Annotated in this window: 16 protein-coding genes; 4 read left to right on the forward strand and 12 right to left on the reverse strand. The window is 69.3% G+C overall.

Annotation, left to right across the window (positions count from 1 at the left end):
- Positions 1–88 precede the first annotated feature (88 nt).
- On the forward strand, positions 89–970 hold the full coding sequence (locus CCN37_RS07380) for a hypothetical protein (protein WP_086819911.1): 882 nt from the start codon (positions 89–91) through the stop codon (positions 968–970).
- 69 nt (positions 971–1,039) lie between these two features.
- Positions 1,040–1,675, forward strand: a complete 636-nt coding sequence (locus tag CCN37_RS07385; RefSeq protein ID WP_086819912.1) for an SDR family NAD(P)-dependent oxidoreductase — start codon at positions 1,040–1,042, stop codon at positions 1,673–1,675.
- Here the strand turns inward: CCN37_RS07385 and CCN37_RS07390 are convergent.
- The 3 genes from CCN37_RS07390 to CCN37_RS07400 are packed head-to-tail and all read right to left on the reverse strand — an operon-like array spanning position 1,647 to position 4,221.
- The gene (locus CCN37_RS07390) at positions 1,647–2,381 is read right to left on the reverse strand and encodes a MerR family transcriptional regulator (protein ID WP_086819913.1); all 735 of its coding nucleotides are present in this window, start codon (positions 2,379–2,381) and stop codon (positions 1,647–1,649) included. The two genes, CCN37_RS07385 and CCN37_RS07390, sit on opposite strands and share 29 nt — an antisense overlap.
- A gap of 10 nt (positions 2,382–2,391) precedes the next feature.
- Positions 2,392–3,432, reverse strand: a complete 1,041-nt coding sequence (locus tag CCN37_RS07395; RefSeq protein WP_086819914.1) for an AAA family ATPase — start codon at positions 3,430–3,432, stop codon at positions 2,392–2,394.
- A 33-nt stretch (positions 3,433–3,465) separates the two neighbouring features.
- A complete protein-coding gene (locus CCN37_RS07400; RefSeq protein ID WP_086819915.1) occupies positions 3,466–4,221 on the reverse strand; it encodes an SDR family NAD(P)-dependent oxidoreductase in 756 nt (251 codons plus the stop codon).
- Positions 4,222–4,322: 101 nt separating this feature from the next.
- On the opposite strand from CCN37_RS07400, the gene CCN37_RS07405 reads away from it, so the two are divergent.
- On the forward strand, positions 4,323–5,144 hold the full coding sequence (locus CCN37_RS07405; RefSeq protein WP_086819916.1) for a helix-turn-helix transcriptional regulator: 822 nt from the start codon (positions 4,323–4,325) through the stop codon (positions 5,142–5,144).
- Here the strand turns inward: CCN37_RS07405 and CCN37_RS07410 are convergent, their stop codons facing one another.
- From CCN37_RS07410 to CCN37_RS07440, 7 genes are all read right to left on the reverse strand, one after another.
- Positions 5,145–5,678 carry a hypothetical protein gene (locus CCN37_RS07410; protein ID WP_086819917.1) on the reverse strand — a complete coding sequence of 178 codons (534 nt, stop codon included), beginning with the start codon at positions 5,676–5,678 and terminating at the stop codon, positions 5,145–5,147.
- Positions 5,679–6,155: 477 nt separating this feature from the next.
- The gene (locus CCN37_RS07415; protein WP_086819918.1) at positions 6,156–6,917 is read right to left on the reverse strand and encodes a polysaccharide lyase family protein; all 762 of its coding nucleotides are present in this window, start codon (positions 6,915–6,917) and stop codon (positions 6,156–6,158) included.
- Positions 6,914–8,419: an alkaline phosphatase gene (locus CCN37_RS07420; RefSeq protein WP_086819919.1), complete on the reverse strand. Its 1,506-nt coding sequence runs from the start codon at positions 8,417–8,419 to the stop codon at positions 6,914–6,916. Before CCN37_RS07420 ends, CCN37_RS07415 begins: the two co-directional genes overlap by 4 nt.
- Complete coding sequence (locus CCN37_RS07425) at positions 8,416–9,240, reverse strand: carbohydrate ABC transporter permease (RefSeq protein ID WP_086819920.1); 825 nt, start codon at positions 9,238–9,240, stop codon at positions 8,416–8,418. Before CCN37_RS07425 ends, CCN37_RS07420 begins: the two co-directional genes overlap by 4 nt.
- Complete coding sequence (locus CCN37_RS07430; RefSeq protein ID WP_086819921.1) at positions 9,237–10,124, reverse strand: carbohydrate ABC transporter permease; 888 nt, start codon at positions 10,122–10,124, stop codon at positions 9,237–9,239. The genes CCN37_RS07425 and CCN37_RS07430 overlap by 4 nt, the downstream gene beginning before the upstream one ends.
- 3 nt (positions 10,125–10,127) lie before the next feature.
- Positions 10,128–11,384 (reverse strand): ABC transporter substrate-binding protein, encoded by a 1,257-nt coding sequence (locus tag CCN37_RS07435; protein ID WP_086819922.1) that lies wholly within the window; start codon positions 11,382–11,384, stop codon positions 10,128–10,130.
- Positions 11,381–12,625 (reverse strand): Gfo/Idh/MocA family protein, encoded by a 1,245-nt coding sequence (locus CCN37_RS07440; RefSeq protein WP_246842869.1) that lies wholly within the window; start codon positions 12,623–12,625, stop codon positions 11,381–11,383. The genes CCN37_RS07435 and CCN37_RS07440 overlap by 4 nt, the downstream gene beginning before the upstream one ends.
- A 96-nt stretch (positions 12,626–12,721) precedes the next feature.
- On the opposite strand from CCN37_RS07440, the gene CCN37_RS07445 reads away from it, so the two are divergent.
- Positions 12,722–13,867: an ROK family transcriptional regulator gene (locus tag CCN37_RS07445; protein WP_246842870.1), complete on the forward strand. Its 1,146-nt coding sequence runs from the start codon at positions 12,722–12,724 to the stop codon at positions 13,865–13,867.
- Here CCN37_RS07445 and CCN37_RS07450 read toward each other — a convergent pair.
- On the reverse strand, positions 13,857–15,242 hold the full coding sequence (locus CCN37_RS07450) for a hypothetical protein (protein WP_086819925.1): 1,386 nt from the start codon (positions 15,240–15,242) through the stop codon (positions 13,857–13,859). The genes CCN37_RS07445 and CCN37_RS07450 overlap by 11 nt on opposite strands.
- Before the next feature lie 105 nt (positions 15,243–15,347).
- Positions 15,348–15,996: HNH endonuclease signature motif containing protein (locus CCN37_RS07455; RefSeq protein ID WP_143261471.1), on the reverse strand; the 649-nt coding region annotated here is incomplete at its 5' end.

The raw sequence follows: 15,996 nt of genomic DNA on the forward strand, positions 1-15,996 counted from the left end.
GCCGGATTTCACCGCTCCGCAATACGGTCCGCTCGCACGCCGTCGAAAAGAAACGGCTGACCCCTGTATTTCGTGGATGGAGCACCACATGAAGCGATTCACCGCCGTCGTCGGGATGACCGCCATGACGGCCGTCGTCGGCATGAACGCCGCGCCCGCGCTCGCCCAGCCCTCCGTGGAGCGACCCGCCGTGACCTCCGAGCAGCAGCGCGCGGTGGAGAGCCTGCGCGCGCTGCTCGGCGGCGGTTCCGACGAGGCCACCGTGCGGCACAACCTCGAACAGCGGTCGGTCGTCGCCGCGCCCGAGGTCTTCGAGCGGCTGGTGCTGGACGCCGCCAAGCGCAACGACCCGAACGCCTCCGCGCAGGAGCTGGAGAAGGTCCTCGCGGCCTTCCGGGACGTCGCGAAGATCATCGCGGGCGTCAAGCCGATGGACATCGAGCGGATCTTCCAGGGCGTCACCCAGGCCGCGATGGCCGTGGCCGAGTTCCAGGCCACCGGCAACCCCGACGCCGCGCGCAGGGTGATCTGCGGCGCGGGCAGCGCCGCCGCCGGGGCCGTTTCGATCCTCGCCGACGTGGTGCGGCTGTACGAGGCGAGCGCGAACCTGCCGCAGATCGCCCAGGTGCTCAACCTGCTCGACCCCAGGACCCCGGAGGGCGCGAAGCTGTTCGCCTCGCTGCCGGAGCAGGTGCGCACGCCGCAGGTCAAGGCCGCGCTGGTGGCGCTGTCGGAGCTGGGCCGGACCCTCAACAAGATCGACAAGCACAAGGTGCTCGCCCTCGCCGGCGACTGGGCGGAGGCCGCCGCGCGCTGCGACATCAGCTCGCTGCTGAAGCTGCCGGAGCTGATGGCGCGCACCTTCGACATGGGCCGGGAGATCCTGCGCATCCTGCTCAGCTCGAACCTGGGCGACCTCAGCGCGATCCTCGCCCCCGCCGAGGCGAGCCGGGTCGTGCCCGCGCGCTAACCCTTGACCTTGACACCGGTGTCACGCTTTACCGTTCCCGGGTTCGCCGCCGAGACGAGGGAGTCAGTGATGCCGGGAGCAGTGGTCATCGGTGCTGGACCGGGAATCGGCCGCGCGGTGGCGCGTCGGTTCGCACGGGAGGGCCTGCCGGTGGCGTTGATCTCGCGGTCCGCGTCGGTCGACGTGGACGCGGAGTTGGCGTTGGTCGCCGACAGCACGGACGCGGACGCGTTGCGGACCGCGCTCGACAAGGCGACCGAGCAGTTCGGCCTGCCTGACGTCGTCGTCTACAACGCGGCCCTCGTGCGAGCCGACGCGCTCGGCGAGCTGTCCGTGCGCGAGCACACGGACGCGTGGGCGGTGAACGTGGTCGGCGCGGCCGTCGCGGCGGCGCACGTGCTGCCCGCGATGGCGCGACGGGGCAGCGGCTCGTTCCTGATCACCGGCGGGATGCCCGACGCGAAGCCGGAGTACGTCAGCCTCTCGCTGGGCAAGGCCGGTGTGCGGACGCTGATCTCCTTGCTGGACAAGCAGTTCGGCGCTTCCGGAGTGCGCGTCGCCAGTGTGACCGTCGACGGCGGGGTCGTTCCAGGAACGGCGTTCGACCCGGATCGCATCGCCGAGCACTACTGGTGGCTGCACGCGAACCCGGCCGACCGGCGCCTGGAAGTCCTGTTCACCGGCCAGTCGCCAGGCGGCGCGTGACGAGCTCGTCCAGCCGCCGCCACGCGGGGTTGTCGACGTGCCCGGCGACGACGTCCAGCGCCTCGCGGGGCAGCTTGGCGAAGTGCGGCAGGTCGGAGGGCAGCTCCATGCGCTCGCCGAGGCGGACCGCCGCGTCGGCGAGCGCGTCGAGCCTCGGATCGTCGGCGTCCCAGTCCAAGGCTTCGTCGTAGCCGCGCTGCACGGCCACGTACTCCGCGTCCTCCAGCAGCGCCGTCCGGATGGGCAGGTAGGCGCGGGCGAAGTCAGGCGCGAGCGCGAAGACGAGAATCCAGCCGTCGCGGACCACGCGCTCGTAGCGCTCGGACAGGCCGAGTTCGCGCAGGCGCCGCATGTGCTCGACGCCCTCGGGCGGCAGGCAGAGCCGGTCCGGGCGGTCGAGCTGGCGCAGCTGCGCGCGGCGCGCCTGGAGTTCGCGGACGCGGTCGCGCAGCTCGGCGTCGATGAGGTTGATCTCGCGGGCGGCCTCGGCCGGTTGGGCGTCGAGCACGGCGGGGATGCGCGCCAGCGGCACCCCGGACTTGGCGAGGGTGACGACGCGGGCGAGGTCGATCACCGCCTGAGCGCCGTAGCGGCGGTACCCGGAGGCGTCGCGCTCGGGCTCGGCGAGGAGTCCGCGCTGGTGGTAGACGCGGATCGCCTTGACCGTGCAGCCGACGTGCGCGGCGAGCTGGCCAATCGTGAGCACGGACGCCTCCCTACGGACAGCACAACCTCACCAGCTCAGCGGCTGTTTCGGAAGCGGTGTGACCCGACGTGTCGAGCACGACGTCAGCCCCCGGTCGCTGTTCCGCTTCGGCGACGGCGCGAGCGGTGACCTCGTCCTGAACAGCCACTGAGGCGCCTCGGAGTTCGTCGCCCGCGAGCAACGCCGACTCGCCTCGCGCTCGGCGGCGAACGCGCTCCGCCAAGGTCTGCGCGTGCGCGTCGAGCCGGATCGTGGTCAGCTCGCCGAACACGCCGCGCAGCTCGGGCGTCAGCTCGCGGGTCACGATGATCAGCGATTCCGCTCCGGCCTCGCGGTAGCCCTCCCACAGCGCCGCTACGGCTGCCGCGGCGAGCTCCGGATCGGGGCCGGGGTGGACGAACCCGAGCTGCGCGGTGTCGATGTAGGCGGTGGGGAAACCCTCGTCCCACAAGGTTTGCAGGGCTCCCCACGCGGCGGTCGACTTGCCGACCGCGGTGGCTCCACTGACCACGACCACCCGCGCCGGGGGAGCCTGAGGCACCGTCAGCGGCCGCACAGCGCCGGGCGCCACGACGCAGTGCGGCAGCAACGCACTGACCGTCTCCGAGGAGTCCTGGCCGGTCGTGTCCAGCTGGCCGGGGAGGCGGTCGAACTGCTCGGCCAGTTCGAAGAGCTTGTCCAGCAAGGATTCCGGCGAGCCACGGCCGAGGAAGCGGCGGCGCAGGTCCTCGCGGTCGCACCGCAGGCACACCAGCGTGAGGTCGTCCAGCTCGACGCCTCGCGCGGTGTCCACGATCCCGGAAACGATCACCTGCCGCACACCGCGCTGCCGCAACCGGTCGAGCACGCGCGCGAGGTTCGCGGCCTTGATCGCATGGCTCGCGTCGCCGCCACCCGGCGGGGGACCGATCAGGCCGAGCTGGTCGATGTCGACGTAAGCGACGCTGCCGCCCTGCTCCGCGATCCGCCTGAACAGACCCCAACCGGTCGTCGACTTGCCCGTGCCGGGCGCTCCGGTCACCCAGAGCACGGACGTCGAGTTCGCATCCATGTCCACCGAACCTAGGCGGACGGGGCAAGCGAATTAGATGAGCATGCCGCCGGAGACCTCGATGCGCTGCGCGGTGATCCACGCGTTCCCGCCGGTGAGCAACGCGGAGATCGCTCCGCCGATGTCGTCCGGCAGGCCGACGCGGCCCATCGCGGTCCGCGAGGCCAGGAAACCGTTCAGCTCCACGTTGTCCCGCACCACTCCGCCGCCGAAATCGGTCTCCACCGGGCCGGGCGCGACCGTGTTCGCGGTGATGCCGCGCGGACCGAGCTCCGCCGCGAGGTAGCGGGTCAGCACCTCCACCGCGCCCTTCATGCTGGCGTAGGCGGAGTACCCGGGGATCGTGAAGCGCGTCAGGCCGGTGGAGACGTTGACGATCCGGCCGCCCTCGGTGATCAGCGGCAGCAGTGCCTGCGTCACGAAGAAGACGCCTTTGACGTGCACGTTCACCAGCTCGTCGAACACGTCCTCGGTCAGCTCGGCGAAGGACGCGTTCCGGCCGATGCCCGCGTTGTTGACCAGGAAGTCGAAGCTGTCCCGGCCCCAGTGCTCGGTGAGCGCGCCGCGCACGGTCCCGGCGAACTCCGCGAACGTGCTGGCGTCCGCGACGTCCAACGGCAGTGCGACTGCGGTCCGGCCCAGCTCTTGTGCTTGCGCCACAACCTTTTCGGCCTCATCGGCGCCCGTGCGGTAGGTGATCACCAGGTCCACGCCCTGGCGTGCGAGGTGCAGCGCGGTGTTCCGGCCGAGGCCCCGGCTGCCGCCCGTGATGAGTGCGATGCGTGTCATGGCCACAACACTCGGCCGCGCGGCCGGGGCGCGGAAGGACTCGCTCAACCAGGGATCGGCGGTCCCTGGTTGAGCGCGCGCGGCTGCTTACGATCAGGTGCATGGACCGCGACCAGCTCGCCCACTTCCTCCGCACCCGCCGCGAGGCGCTGCAACCCGAGGACGTCGGCCTGCCCCGGCGCCCGCGCAGGCGCTCCGCCGGGCTCAGCCGCGACGAGGTCGCCGTGCTCGCGGGCATGTCCACCGACTACTACAGCCGCATGGAGCAGCGGCGCGGGCCGACGCCGTCCGAGCAGATGCTGGCCGCGATCGCACAGGGACTGCGGCTCAGCCTGGACGAGCGCGACCACCTGTTCCGCCTCGCCGGGCACAACGCGCCGACCCGCGCGCTGCGCTCCGACCACGTCAGCCAGGGGTTGATGCGGGTGCTCGACCGGCTCACCGACACGCCCGCGCTCGTGCTGAGCGACCTCGGGGAGACGTTGGTGCAGAACTGGCTGGCCACCGCGCTGCTGGGCGATCAGACCAGGTTCACCGGCCTCGCCCGCAGCTCTGTGCACCGGTGGTTCACCGATCCGGCCTCGCGTGCGATCTACCCCGAGGCCGACCACGACCACCACGCCCGCGTCCAGGTCGCTTCGCTGCGCGCCGCGCTCGTGAAGAACCCGCGCGCGCGGGCCATCGTGGACAGCCTGCTCTCGCTGAGCCCCGAGTTCGCCGCGCTGTGGGAACAGCACGAGGTCGCCGTGCGGCGCGGCGAGCACAAGCGGATCGCGCACCCCGAGCTGGGCGTGCTCGATCTGCACTGCCAGGTGCTGCACACCGACAGCCACGACCAGATCCTGCTGGTCTACACCGCTTCTCCAGGTAGCGACGGCTACGAGAAGCTCAACCTGCTGTCGGTCGTGGGCTCGGTGTCCTAGTCAGTACCTGGAGAGGTGGAGCGAGGAGGTCATGTCGTTGAAGTCCGGCAGCGCTTCCCAGTCGGAGATCTGGCTGCCGAGACTCAGCAGTCGGTAGGTGCCACCGCGCGGGTCACGGAAGCCCCAGTTGTACAACGTCACGTTGTTGCACCATGAATGGGTAATGAGTGACGAAGTCACGTTCTCCATTTCGAAGCCGACCCTGTCGATGCCGTAGCCGCTTTGGTCACAGGGCCCGTCCTGGCCGAAGTACATCTCCCAGTGGCCTTTGTAGTTATTGTCCGTGTACAGCGTGACGAGGACGTTTTCGGCATTCGCCGCGCGCGTGGCAACGGCGGGGTCACTGCCACACTTGCGAGAAACGACTTCGGATTCCTGCTGGCCCGGCTTCAGCTTCTTGAGCGTGGTCATGCAGTACGTGCCCATCGCGGCATCGGGCTGTGGTGCGGACGCCGCGATTCCCGAGCCGATCAGGCTGGCGACGCCGACCAGTACGGCGACGATGGTCGCCCTTTTCTTGTTCCCGTTTTTCACGGCAGGACGGTTGCATGGGTTTCGATTTGCTGTCGAGCCGCTTCAGGAAAGCCTGAAACGGTACCCTGCGTCGCTCGGGGTAGCAAATTTTTCACGTAATTCGGAGTGGAACTACCGGCCTGCTCCGCCACTGTCCAGAAATTCTTGTGCGGCAGATCCGACGCCAACTCCGGTGCCCCGTCACAGATCCCGCGCGCCGGCTTCGCGGCCGCCACGCGACCGTGAACGGTCCTCGCGGGCCATCCATGATCAACTGGCGGCCGCGCCCGTTGACCGGCTCAGTCGTCGAAGGCGTCGCCGAAGAAGAAGGTCTGCGTGGCGACCTCGGGCGCCTGCTCCGGCTGGCCGTCCTCCGCCGGGGTGTTCTCTGTGGGGACCTCGGTGTCGCTCATCGTCTCTCCTCGAATGCCGCCTGGCTCACGTCGCGGATGATCAAACCGAAAGTCCCCTGCGTTAAGCAACCCGCGATCGGGTGGCTCAAGGTGGCGTGAACACGCCGACAGCGTCGTAGGCGTGCCACGAGCCACTGGTCTTGGCCAAGGTGATCGTGTTCGAGCCGGGGCGGAGCGCGGACGTGGGCACGGCGACCTCCACGATGGACGGCCGCAGCAGCGGACCTTCGCCGACCGTGGAGCCCTTGGTGGCGCCCCGCTCCAGCTCAGCCTCAGCGAACGCGGTGCCGTTGCAGGACAACGCCAAGCGGCCGGGAAGTGTCGCGTGGGTGTCGATGAGCCAAACGGCGAGTACGAGGTCTCGGACGGCGGGCAGGGTGAAGTGGAAGCGGAACGAGTGCGGCTTGCTCCCGGCCCACTTGTCGGCCGGGCCGGGGTGCAGGTACGGCCAGTCGGTGCTGGGGTGGTCGACGCCGGTGGGGAAGCGCGCGCTGTACTGCTGGTAGCCGTTGGGCGCGAGCGCCAGGCCACGGCTCGTCCGGTCGAAGTCCCCGATCACCGCGACGGGCCGGCCGGAGACGGTGACGGAGGTCAGGGACGACGCGCGCAGCACGGGGCTGGGCCGACCACGGTTGCCAGCGACGTCAACGGTGACGACGCGGTAGTGGAGGGTGCGGCCGCGCGGGCCGAGGTTGGCGTGGCGAAAGCGCGTGTAGACGGTCTTCTCGACGAGTTCCCCTTGCGCGAAGGGTGAATCCGAGGCGTAGACGGCGAAGTGGTCGACGAGCGGGGGATAGGACCAGGTGAGGTCGATCCAGCCGATGCCGGGCGTGGCCGCGAGCTTCACAGCGCCTCCAAACCGGGGCGACCGGCGGCGGTGACGAAGCGCGCGGCGGTCGAAACGGGGGCACGGTCGTCGCGGCGGATGTAGTCGACCACGCGGTACTCGGAGGTCAGCTGCGAAGGCGTCATCGTGCAGCGGACGTAGCCGCGCCGACCGTCGTAGAACTTCACGTGCGGGTTGCTCAGCCAGAGGTCGGTGTAGTTGTCGCGCCGCGTTCCATCTCCGTCGGAGCCGATGGAGCCCGCGACGAGTTCGGTGCCGATGGTGGCGGACTTCGGATCGTTGAAGTCGGCCTTCAGCTCGGCGGCGACATTGCGGTGGATGTCGCCGGTCAGCACCACGAGGTTGGGCGTGCGGAGCGCGAGCAGCCGGTCCCGCTCAGCCCGGAAGCCGTCCCACTGGTCATCGCTGAACGTCTGCCCAGGCCCCATGTCGCGGTCGATCTGCGCCATCACGACCTGCTGCGCCAGCACGTTCCACGTCGCGGACGACGCACGAAGCCCGTCGTGGAGCCACTTCTCCTGGCGCGCGCCGAGGATGCTCTTGCCCGGCAACCGGTATTGCCGCGTGTCGAGCACAGAGAAGTTCGCCAGCCGACCCCAGGACAGGCGCCGGTAGAGCGTCATGTGCGGGCCGTGCGGCAAGGACGTCCGCCGCAACGGCATGTTCTCGTAGTACGCCCGGTAAGCGACGGCGCGCCGCCGATTGAAGTCCTCCGGAGTGACACCCTGGCCCGCGTGGTCGTAGTTGTTCTGGACCTCGTGATCGTCCCAAGTGGACACCCACGGAGCGCGCGCGTGCGCGGCCTGGAGGTGCGGGTCGGACTTGAAGAGCGCGTAGCGCAGCCGGTACTGCTCAAGCGTGCGGACCTCGGCGTTGTGCACCTTGTCGAGCTGGACGCCCTCGCGCCACAGGTTCGCGGAGTTGATGGCGTACTCGTAGATGTAGTCGCCGACGAAGAACACCAGATCGATGTCCTCGACCGCCATGTGCCGGTAGGCGGTGAAATGCCCGTGGTACCAAGCCTGACAGGACGCCACCGCGAAGGAGAGCCGAGCCTGGGAGTGCCGAGCCGGAGCCGTCCGCGTCCGCCCGACCGGGCTGATCGAGCGGCCCGCGCGGAACCGGTAGAAGTACTCCCGATCAGGTGCGAGGCCGGTCACCTCGGGGTGCACGGAATGCGCCAGCTCGGGCGAAGCGACTGCGTGCCCGCGTCGCACGACACGCTTGAACTGCACGTCCTCGGCGACCTCGTAGTGCACGTCAACGGAACGGCGCGGCATACCGCCGTGACCGTCAGCGGCGAGCGGCTCCGGGGCCAATCGCGTCCACAGGACGACACCGTCCGACTCCGGATCGCCCGAGGCGACGCCGAGCCGGAAAGGATCGGCGGGAACGTCATCGGAGGTGGTCGCGTGCGCCGGAGCGCCGGTGCCGAGCGCGAGGGCCGCGGCGCTGACCCCGGCCAAACCGAGGAACGTTCTCCTGCTGGGCAGATCGGTCACTTGACACCACCTGAGGTGAGGCCGGAGATGATCCAGCGCTGGAAGAGCAGGACGGCGATCACCAGCGGGACGGTGACGATCGCACCGGCCGCCATCTGCGTCCCAAAAGGACTGTCGTAGCCCGCGAAACCGGCGAACTGGGAGATGCGCACGGTCGCGGTCTGCGTCTCGGGGCGGCTCACCATGCTCAGCGCGATGACGAACTCGTTCCACGCCACCACGAACACGATGATCGTCGTGGTGAAGACCCCGGGGAGCGCGATCGGCAGGATCACCTTGCGGAAGGCCTGCCCGCGCGTGCACCCGTCCACAGTGGCCGCTTCCTCCAGCTCGACGGGGAGCTGGCGGAAGAACGTCGTGAGGTTCCAGACGGCGAGCGGCAGCGCGAAGGACATGCTCGGCACGATCATCGCCTGGTAGGTGTCGATCCACCCGATCTCGGTGAACAGTTTCAGCAGCGGCACGACCAGGGAGATCGCCGGGAACATCGAGGTCGCGATCACCACCGCGAGGACGAGGTTCTTGAACCGGAAGTCCAGCCGCGCCAACGCGTACCCGGCGAGCGTGCCGAGCAGCACCGTGACCACGGTCGTCACGCCCGCGACCACCAGGCTGTTCAGCAGCGCGCGGGTGAACTGGTTCTGGCCGCTGAACACCGCCGCGTAGTTCTCCCACGACCACGGCGACGGCAGCACCGACAGGTCGAAGATGTCGCTGGTGCGGCGGAAGCTCGACACCACTATCCAGTAGAACGGCGCAAGGCAGTACACGAGGATGACAGTGACCCCGAGCAGCGGCGCGAACCGGCGAACAACGCTCATGCCGAAGCCTTTCGCTTGTCGCCCAACAGGTCTGCGCCGAGCAGCCGAACGAAGACGAACGCGATGAGCACGACGTAGAGGAACAGGATCACCGAGTACGCGGCGGCGGGCCCGTACCTGACCTGGTTGGCCTCGCTCCACGCCAGCATGGACAGCGTCTCCACCGAGCCCTTCTGCGCGCCGACGAGCACGAACGGCAGGTCGAACATCCGCAGCGCGTCCAGCAGCCGGAACAGCACCGCGACCAGCAGCGCGGGCTTGACCAGGGGCAAGGTGACCCGCCAGAGCCGCTGCCACGCGCTGGCGCCGTCCAGCCGCGCGGCCTCGTGCACCTCGTGCGGGATCAGCTGGAGCCCGGCGAGCACGAGCAGGCCGACGAACGGAGCTGTCTTCCACGTGTCGGCGATGATCACCGCGAACCGTGCGGCCCACCCGTCCGACGTCCACAGCAGATCCGCCGCGAGCACCTGGTTCGCCACGCCGTCGGACTGGAAGATCCAGCGCCACAACAACCCCGAGACCGCCGTGGGGATCGCCCACGGCACCAGGATCGAGGCCCGGACCAGGCCACGACCGCGGATCGCCTGGTGCATCACCAACGCCATCGCCGTGCCGAGCACGACCTCGATCGCGACGGTGGTGAAGGTGAAGAACGTGGTGTTGCCGAACGCCGTCCAGAACCGCGAACCGAGCGCGTCGGCGTAGTTGTCGAACCCGACGAACCTGTCGCCGGTCACCACGAAACCGTCCGCGTCCAGCTCGTCACCGCTGCGGTGCAAGGACTCCCGGAACGCGGCGAGCAACGGGTACCCGACCACCAGGCCGAGCACGAGCAGGCTCGGTGACAACAGCAGCGCGGCCGTCCTGCCCGCTCGCGTCCGCACGGCTCAGGACCCCTGCGCGAACTCGGCGAGCTGCCGCTGCAAGGTCGACAGCGCCTGCTCAGCGGACGTCTTGCCGCCGAGCACCGCGTACACCTGCTCCTGGATCGCCGCGGACGCGTCGCCGTAGCGGACCAAGGTCGGCCGAGGACGGGCGCCGGTGATCGCGTCCTGGAGCACGGGCAGGTACGGGTACTTCGCCCGCAGCTCCGGGTCCTGGTAGATCGCCGTCCGCGTCATCGGGTAGGCGGAGCCCCTGGCGTGCTCGCGCTGAGTGTCCACAGTGGTCAGATACTTGATGAACTCCCTCGCGGTGTCCGGCTTCTTGGAGAACGCGGACACGGCGAGGTTGTTCCCGCCCAATGTGGACACTCCCGGGCCGGACGCACCTGGGATCACCGTCACGCCGAACTTCCCCTGTACAGCCGAAGAACCGTCGGTGGCGCTCATCAGCGCGTGGATGTAGGCCCAGTTGCGGTGGAAGATCACCTTGCCCTGCTGGAAGGCCCGGCGGCCTTCCTCCTCCTTGTAGGTGATCGCCTCCGGCGGCACCGAACCGTCGCGGAATGCTGTGGTGAGGAAGTCGAGCCCGGCCCTGGCAGCGGGTGTGTCCAGCTTCGGCTTGCCCGCGTCGTCGGTGACTTCACCGCCTGCGGAGGACACCGCTTCGGAGAAGTTGACCGTCAGGCCCTCGTACTTGTCGAACTGCCCGGCGTAGCACGAAGCGCCCGCGGCTTCAGGAAGTGCGAGCACCTTGGCGCAGGCGGTCTTCATCTCGGCCCAGGTCTTCGGCGGGGCGACACCGGCCTTCGCGAGCAGATCCGTGCGGTAGTACAGCATCCCGGCGCCGGTGAAGTGCGGGATGCTGAAGAGCTTGCCCCGGTACTCTGAACCCTTCAGCGGAGCCGCGAAGAATCCGTCCACGTCGAACTGGTCACGGGGGAGTTCGGTGATCCACCTGCGCGCGGCGAACTCCGCGTTCCACGGGAGGTCGATGGTGATCACGTCGTAGGTGTCGGACTTGGTCTGAGCCTGCTGGATCAGCTGCTGCCGCTGGCCGTCCGCCGCCTCCGGCAGGTCGATGATCCGCACGGTCTGGTCGGGGTACTTGGCGTTCCAAGCTTCTACGAGCTTCGGCACCGTGCCCGTGCCGTCCTTGATCGTGGCGAAGGTGATCGGGCCGCGGCCACCGGTCTCCGGCGTCGAGGTCGCGCAGCCGGTGACCACGATCGCCGCGATTCCCACTGCTAAACCGCGCTTCATCGTGGAGTTCCCTTCAGGTTGACGACGGTTCCGGTCCGGCGCGCGTCCTCGGCCGCCCACACCAGCCGGTGTGATCGCAGGCTGTCCCTGCCGTTGGTCAGGATCAGGTTCGGATCGCCGGTGCGGACGGCCTCGATGAAGGCGTTCACGAGCCCCTGATCCCCGCCACCGTGCCCGTCGTCCGCGGTCGCGCCACCGGAGTACGTCGGCGTGACGACCTCCGGGCCGGTGAGGAAGTCGTGCACGGTGATGGTTTCCCCGTCCCCGTCAAGCGATCCCCGGGTGCCGAAGACGCGCGTCTTGCGGTGGCTCACCGGCGCGAACGCCGTCATGGTGAACGAGGCCGTGACGCCGCCGGTGTACTCGATGTCGACCACCTGATGATCGACGACGTCGTTGTCGCACGCGTACACGCAGCGCCCGTAAGGCCCGTCCCGCAAGGCTTTGAGCACGCCGTCCGCCGTGCGCTCCGCCGTGACGACCGACAGCGGCCACACGCGGTCCGGCTCCTTGAGGAACGGCAGGTAGATCCGTGGCGCGGAGTACGGGCAGTCCGGCTCGACCGAGCAGTCCAGGCAGCGATCCGCCGCGCCGTGCGGCTTGCGCTCCGGCCGGAACTCGTAGAGGCCGCCGAAGGAGGAGACCCGCACGGCCGGTCGGCCGACGATGTGCGCGAGCCAGTCCAGGTCGTGGCAGGACTTGGCCATGAGCATGAACGTCGACTCGTCCTCGCGCCGCCAGTTCCCGCGCACGTAGGAGTGCGCGTGGTGCCACCAGCCAACGGGTTCGAGGTGCTCGACGCTGACGACGTCGCCGATCCGTCCACTGTCGACGATCGACTTCATCGCCCGCGTGTACGGCGTGTAGCGCAGCACGTGGCAGACCGCGAGCATCACTCCGGCCTCCTCGGCGGCCCGCACGATCGCCTCGCACGCCGCTTCGGTGGTGGCCATCGGCTTCTCCAGCAGCAGGTGGTAGCCGCGCCGGGCCAGCTCGATGGCGGGCTCCATGTGCTCCTGGTCCTGCGTGGCGATCACGGCTACGTCGGCCAGCCGAGGCCGCGCGGCCAGCTCTCGCCAGTCCTCGAAGACGTGCGGCACCTCGTGCTCGTCCACCAGCGCTTGCCGAGCGCCGGCCCGGGGCTCGGCGACCGCGACGACGCGTGCCTTGCCGGTGGCGGTGGCGCGGGCGGCATACGTAGAGCCCCGGCTGCCCGCGCCGACGATCGCGACGGTCACCACGCGGTGATCACCTCCGCAGGGGTTATTAATGGAACTTCCTTTAAATAATCGGCCATGGTCTACCATTGGGGTCGTGCGGTGGTCAAGGATTCCCGGGTGAGCGGCAGCCCCTCGCTGCTGCGAGTGATCAACTCCGTCGCGGTGCTGTCCGCGCTGCGCTCGGCGAGCCCGGCGACGCTGGCTGACCTCTCCGCGAGCACCGGGCTGTCCCGGCCGACCGTCGAGGCCGCGATCGAGGACCTGATCGCGCAGGGCTGGGCCGCTGAGCTGGCGGCGGCCGCGGGTCGGCGGGTCGGGCGGCCCGCGCGCCGCTACCACTTCCGCGCGGACAGCGGCTACGTGCTCGGCTTCGACGTCGGCGCGCACCGGGTGATCGGCGTGCTCGCCGACCTCAACGGCGAGCTGGTGCACACGCACGAGGTCCAGGTGGACCCGCATCTGGAGGCCGATCCGCGCATCGCCGTCGTGCGCTCGGTGGCGACGAAGTGCTTGAGCCGAGGCAAGGTCGACCGCTCACTGCTGATGGCCGCCGGGGTCAGCGTCCCCGGCATCGTCGCGCCGGACGGCACGGTCACCCTGTCCACCGTGCTGCCGGGCTGGAACGGCGTGCAGATCGCGCGCAGGCTGGAGAAGTCCTTCGCCTGCAAGGTCTTGGTGGACAACGACGCGAACGCCGCCGCTGTCGCCGAGCGCTGGCACGGCGTCGCCAAGGACGTCGACGACCTGATCTACCTGCTGGTCGGCCGCCGGATGGGCGCCGGGCTCATCCTCGGCGGGCGCGTGCACCGGGGCTTCGGCGGCGCGGCGGGGGAGATCGGCCTGCTGGACCCGAAGAAGTGGGAGCTGCGCAGGGAGAAGCTGCTCGGCCCCGCTCGGCAGGAGTCCGTCGCCGACCGGGACCACCAGGTCACCGAGCAGATCATCGCCGACGCGCGCGCGGGGGAGCCCGGCGCGGTGCGGATCGTCGACGACTTCTGCGAGGTGCTCGCGCAGCACGCCGCCGCGATGACGCTGACCATCGACCCGGAGCTGATCGTCGTCGGCGGCGGCCTGACCTACGCGGCCGACCTGCTGCTGCCGAGGATCAAGCGGCACATGGACAACGCCTGCCTCCGCACCCCCGAGCTCGCCGCGTCCGCCGTTGGTCAGGAAGCCGTTGCGCTGGGCGCGGTCCGGCTGGCGCTGAACGCGGCCGACGAAGCCCTGCGGCAGCGCGCCGGAGACGTCGCGGCTAGGGCTTGATCCCGACGCCGGGCACGAAGCGCAGCACCCATTCCCGGGCCGCCGACAACGCGGGCCAGTGCTTGCCGCCCGGGCGCGGGTACACCCTCGACGCGTAGTCGCCCGGCTTGTACGTGGGGTCGAAGAAGCAGCCGGTTCCATAGGCCGCGTCGAATCCCTTGCAGGCGTTGGAGATCGCGGTCGGCGTCGGCTTGCGGCCGGTCTCGACCCACTTCGCCAGTTCGGAGATCGCCGTCGCGTACTCGGAGTTGCTGAGGCCGCTGTGCTCGCTCTCCTTCGTGAAAGTCTGCACCAGCGCGCCCGCCGTGCCCGCGCCTTCCCGGCTCGCCAGGTAGGCGCTCTCGTGCTGGACGAACGCGGTCGGGTCGTCGATCGCGTGCATCGTCAGCGTCGGGATCGAGGTGGCTCCCGTCGGATCGCTGTCGAAGGACAGGTCCCGCACCGCTGTCGGGTCGGCCGAGAAACGCTGCACCCCCGCGTTGAGCGCCGCGTCGTCGTGCGAGCCCGTGTATCGGATCGTCCTGTTGTCAAAAGGATTCCGCCCGCCGAGCCGCTTGTGCACGATGTCCCGGAAGGTGAAGGTCGCGAAGCGCAGGTGCGATTCCAGCGTGCGCTCGGGAATCCGCGTCACCGCGAGGATGTCGCTGAGGTTGCGCTGCTGCAACGCCGTCCGCTCGCCCGGCTTCGACTCGATGCCCGTGCACTCCTGGAGTCGTGCGCCCAGTCCCGCCGAGGTGAGCGTGGAATCCTTGCGCAGCCCCATCCACAGGGGATATTGGGGCTCGCTCGGACGCGGGTGGTTGCCGCAGTAGTACTGGTAGACCGCGCGCAGGTCCACCCGGTAGTCGTATCCGCGCGTGCCTCCGGCCAGGACTCCGTTGGTGAGCAGCATGCCGTCGTAACCCCGGTAGATCTCCGCGACCTTCGCCGCCACGTCACCGCCCCACGACTGCCCGTGCAGGAACGTCTTCTTCGGCCGCCCGAACGCTTCGACGAAGAGACGGCGCACGTTCTCGGTGTCCTGCGCCCCCATCCGCGTCCCGTACCCACCGCGACGGTAGGACGACCCCGCCCACGCGTAGCCCTCGCGCACCATCACCGCCCAGCGCCCGAGGTCTTCCACGCTCCTGTCCGGATCGGACGTTTCCGTGAGGTCCGGTCCTCCGTGCGCGTGCACCACCAGCGAGCCGTTCCACTTCTCCGGCACCGCGATCGCGTAGTAGGCGCCGTTACCGTCCTGGCCCGTGTAGCACTTGGCCTGCATGCCCGTGGGGCAGGACGCGGGAGCCGGTTTCGCCGTGCTCGCGCTCGCTGGCGTGGCCAGTGCCAGGGACAGTGCGGTAACGAGCAGTACTGCCGCTTGCTTTGTGCGCACGCCGGTTCTCCCTCGTCCACAATTTCGTGGGGGGATGCTAGCTCCGGGAATATGAGTGGTCTACGCATGTCGTCGCGACTTGGGATCTACTTAACGTAGAGCCCTCTACCCCCTGAGTCGTGGGTCGACTCTGATGTTGCGCAGGGGTTTCTGTTCCGGGTCCACCCACGGTGGCGGGATGAAGTCCGGCCGCCCGTCCTCGGCGAAGACGATCTTCCAGTCTTCTTCGTGGATCACGTGATGGTGGTGCGAGCACAGCAGGGTCATGTTTCCGAGGTCGGTCGGTCCTCGGTGCTGTGTCCAGTGCAAGACGTGGTGGGCTTCCGTCCATGCCGGTGGCCGATCACATCCGGGGAAGGCGCATCCCTTGTCCCGCACGGCCAGCGCCCGCCGCAGAGGCGGCGGCGCGGTCCGAACGGAGCGCCCGTAGTCGAGGGGGATGCTTTCGCCGTTGAGGACGACGGGGATGAGTTCGGCGTCGCAGGACAGTTGCCGCAACAGCGACGCGGTCGCTTCACCGTCCCAGTCGGTGTACCCAGTGCGGACCTTCTCTTCCAGGTCGTCCAGGCGCATCGTGACCACCATCTGCGGCCGCACCCCGCCACTCATCGGCAGATCCTTGGTCGACATCGCGATCGTGATCAGCTCGCACAAGCCGTCGGCGTAGCGCTGCTCGGGCGTGCGCGGGTCCTTCTCCCCACCCACCGGCCGAGGCTTGGACACCGCGTGCAATGCCTCTTCGACCATCGCGCCT

This window comes from Allokutzneria sp. NRRL B-24872, from assembly GCF_002155965.1.
Lineage (GTDB): Bacteria > Actinomycetota > Actinomycetes > Mycobacteriales > Pseudonocardiaceae > Allokutzneria.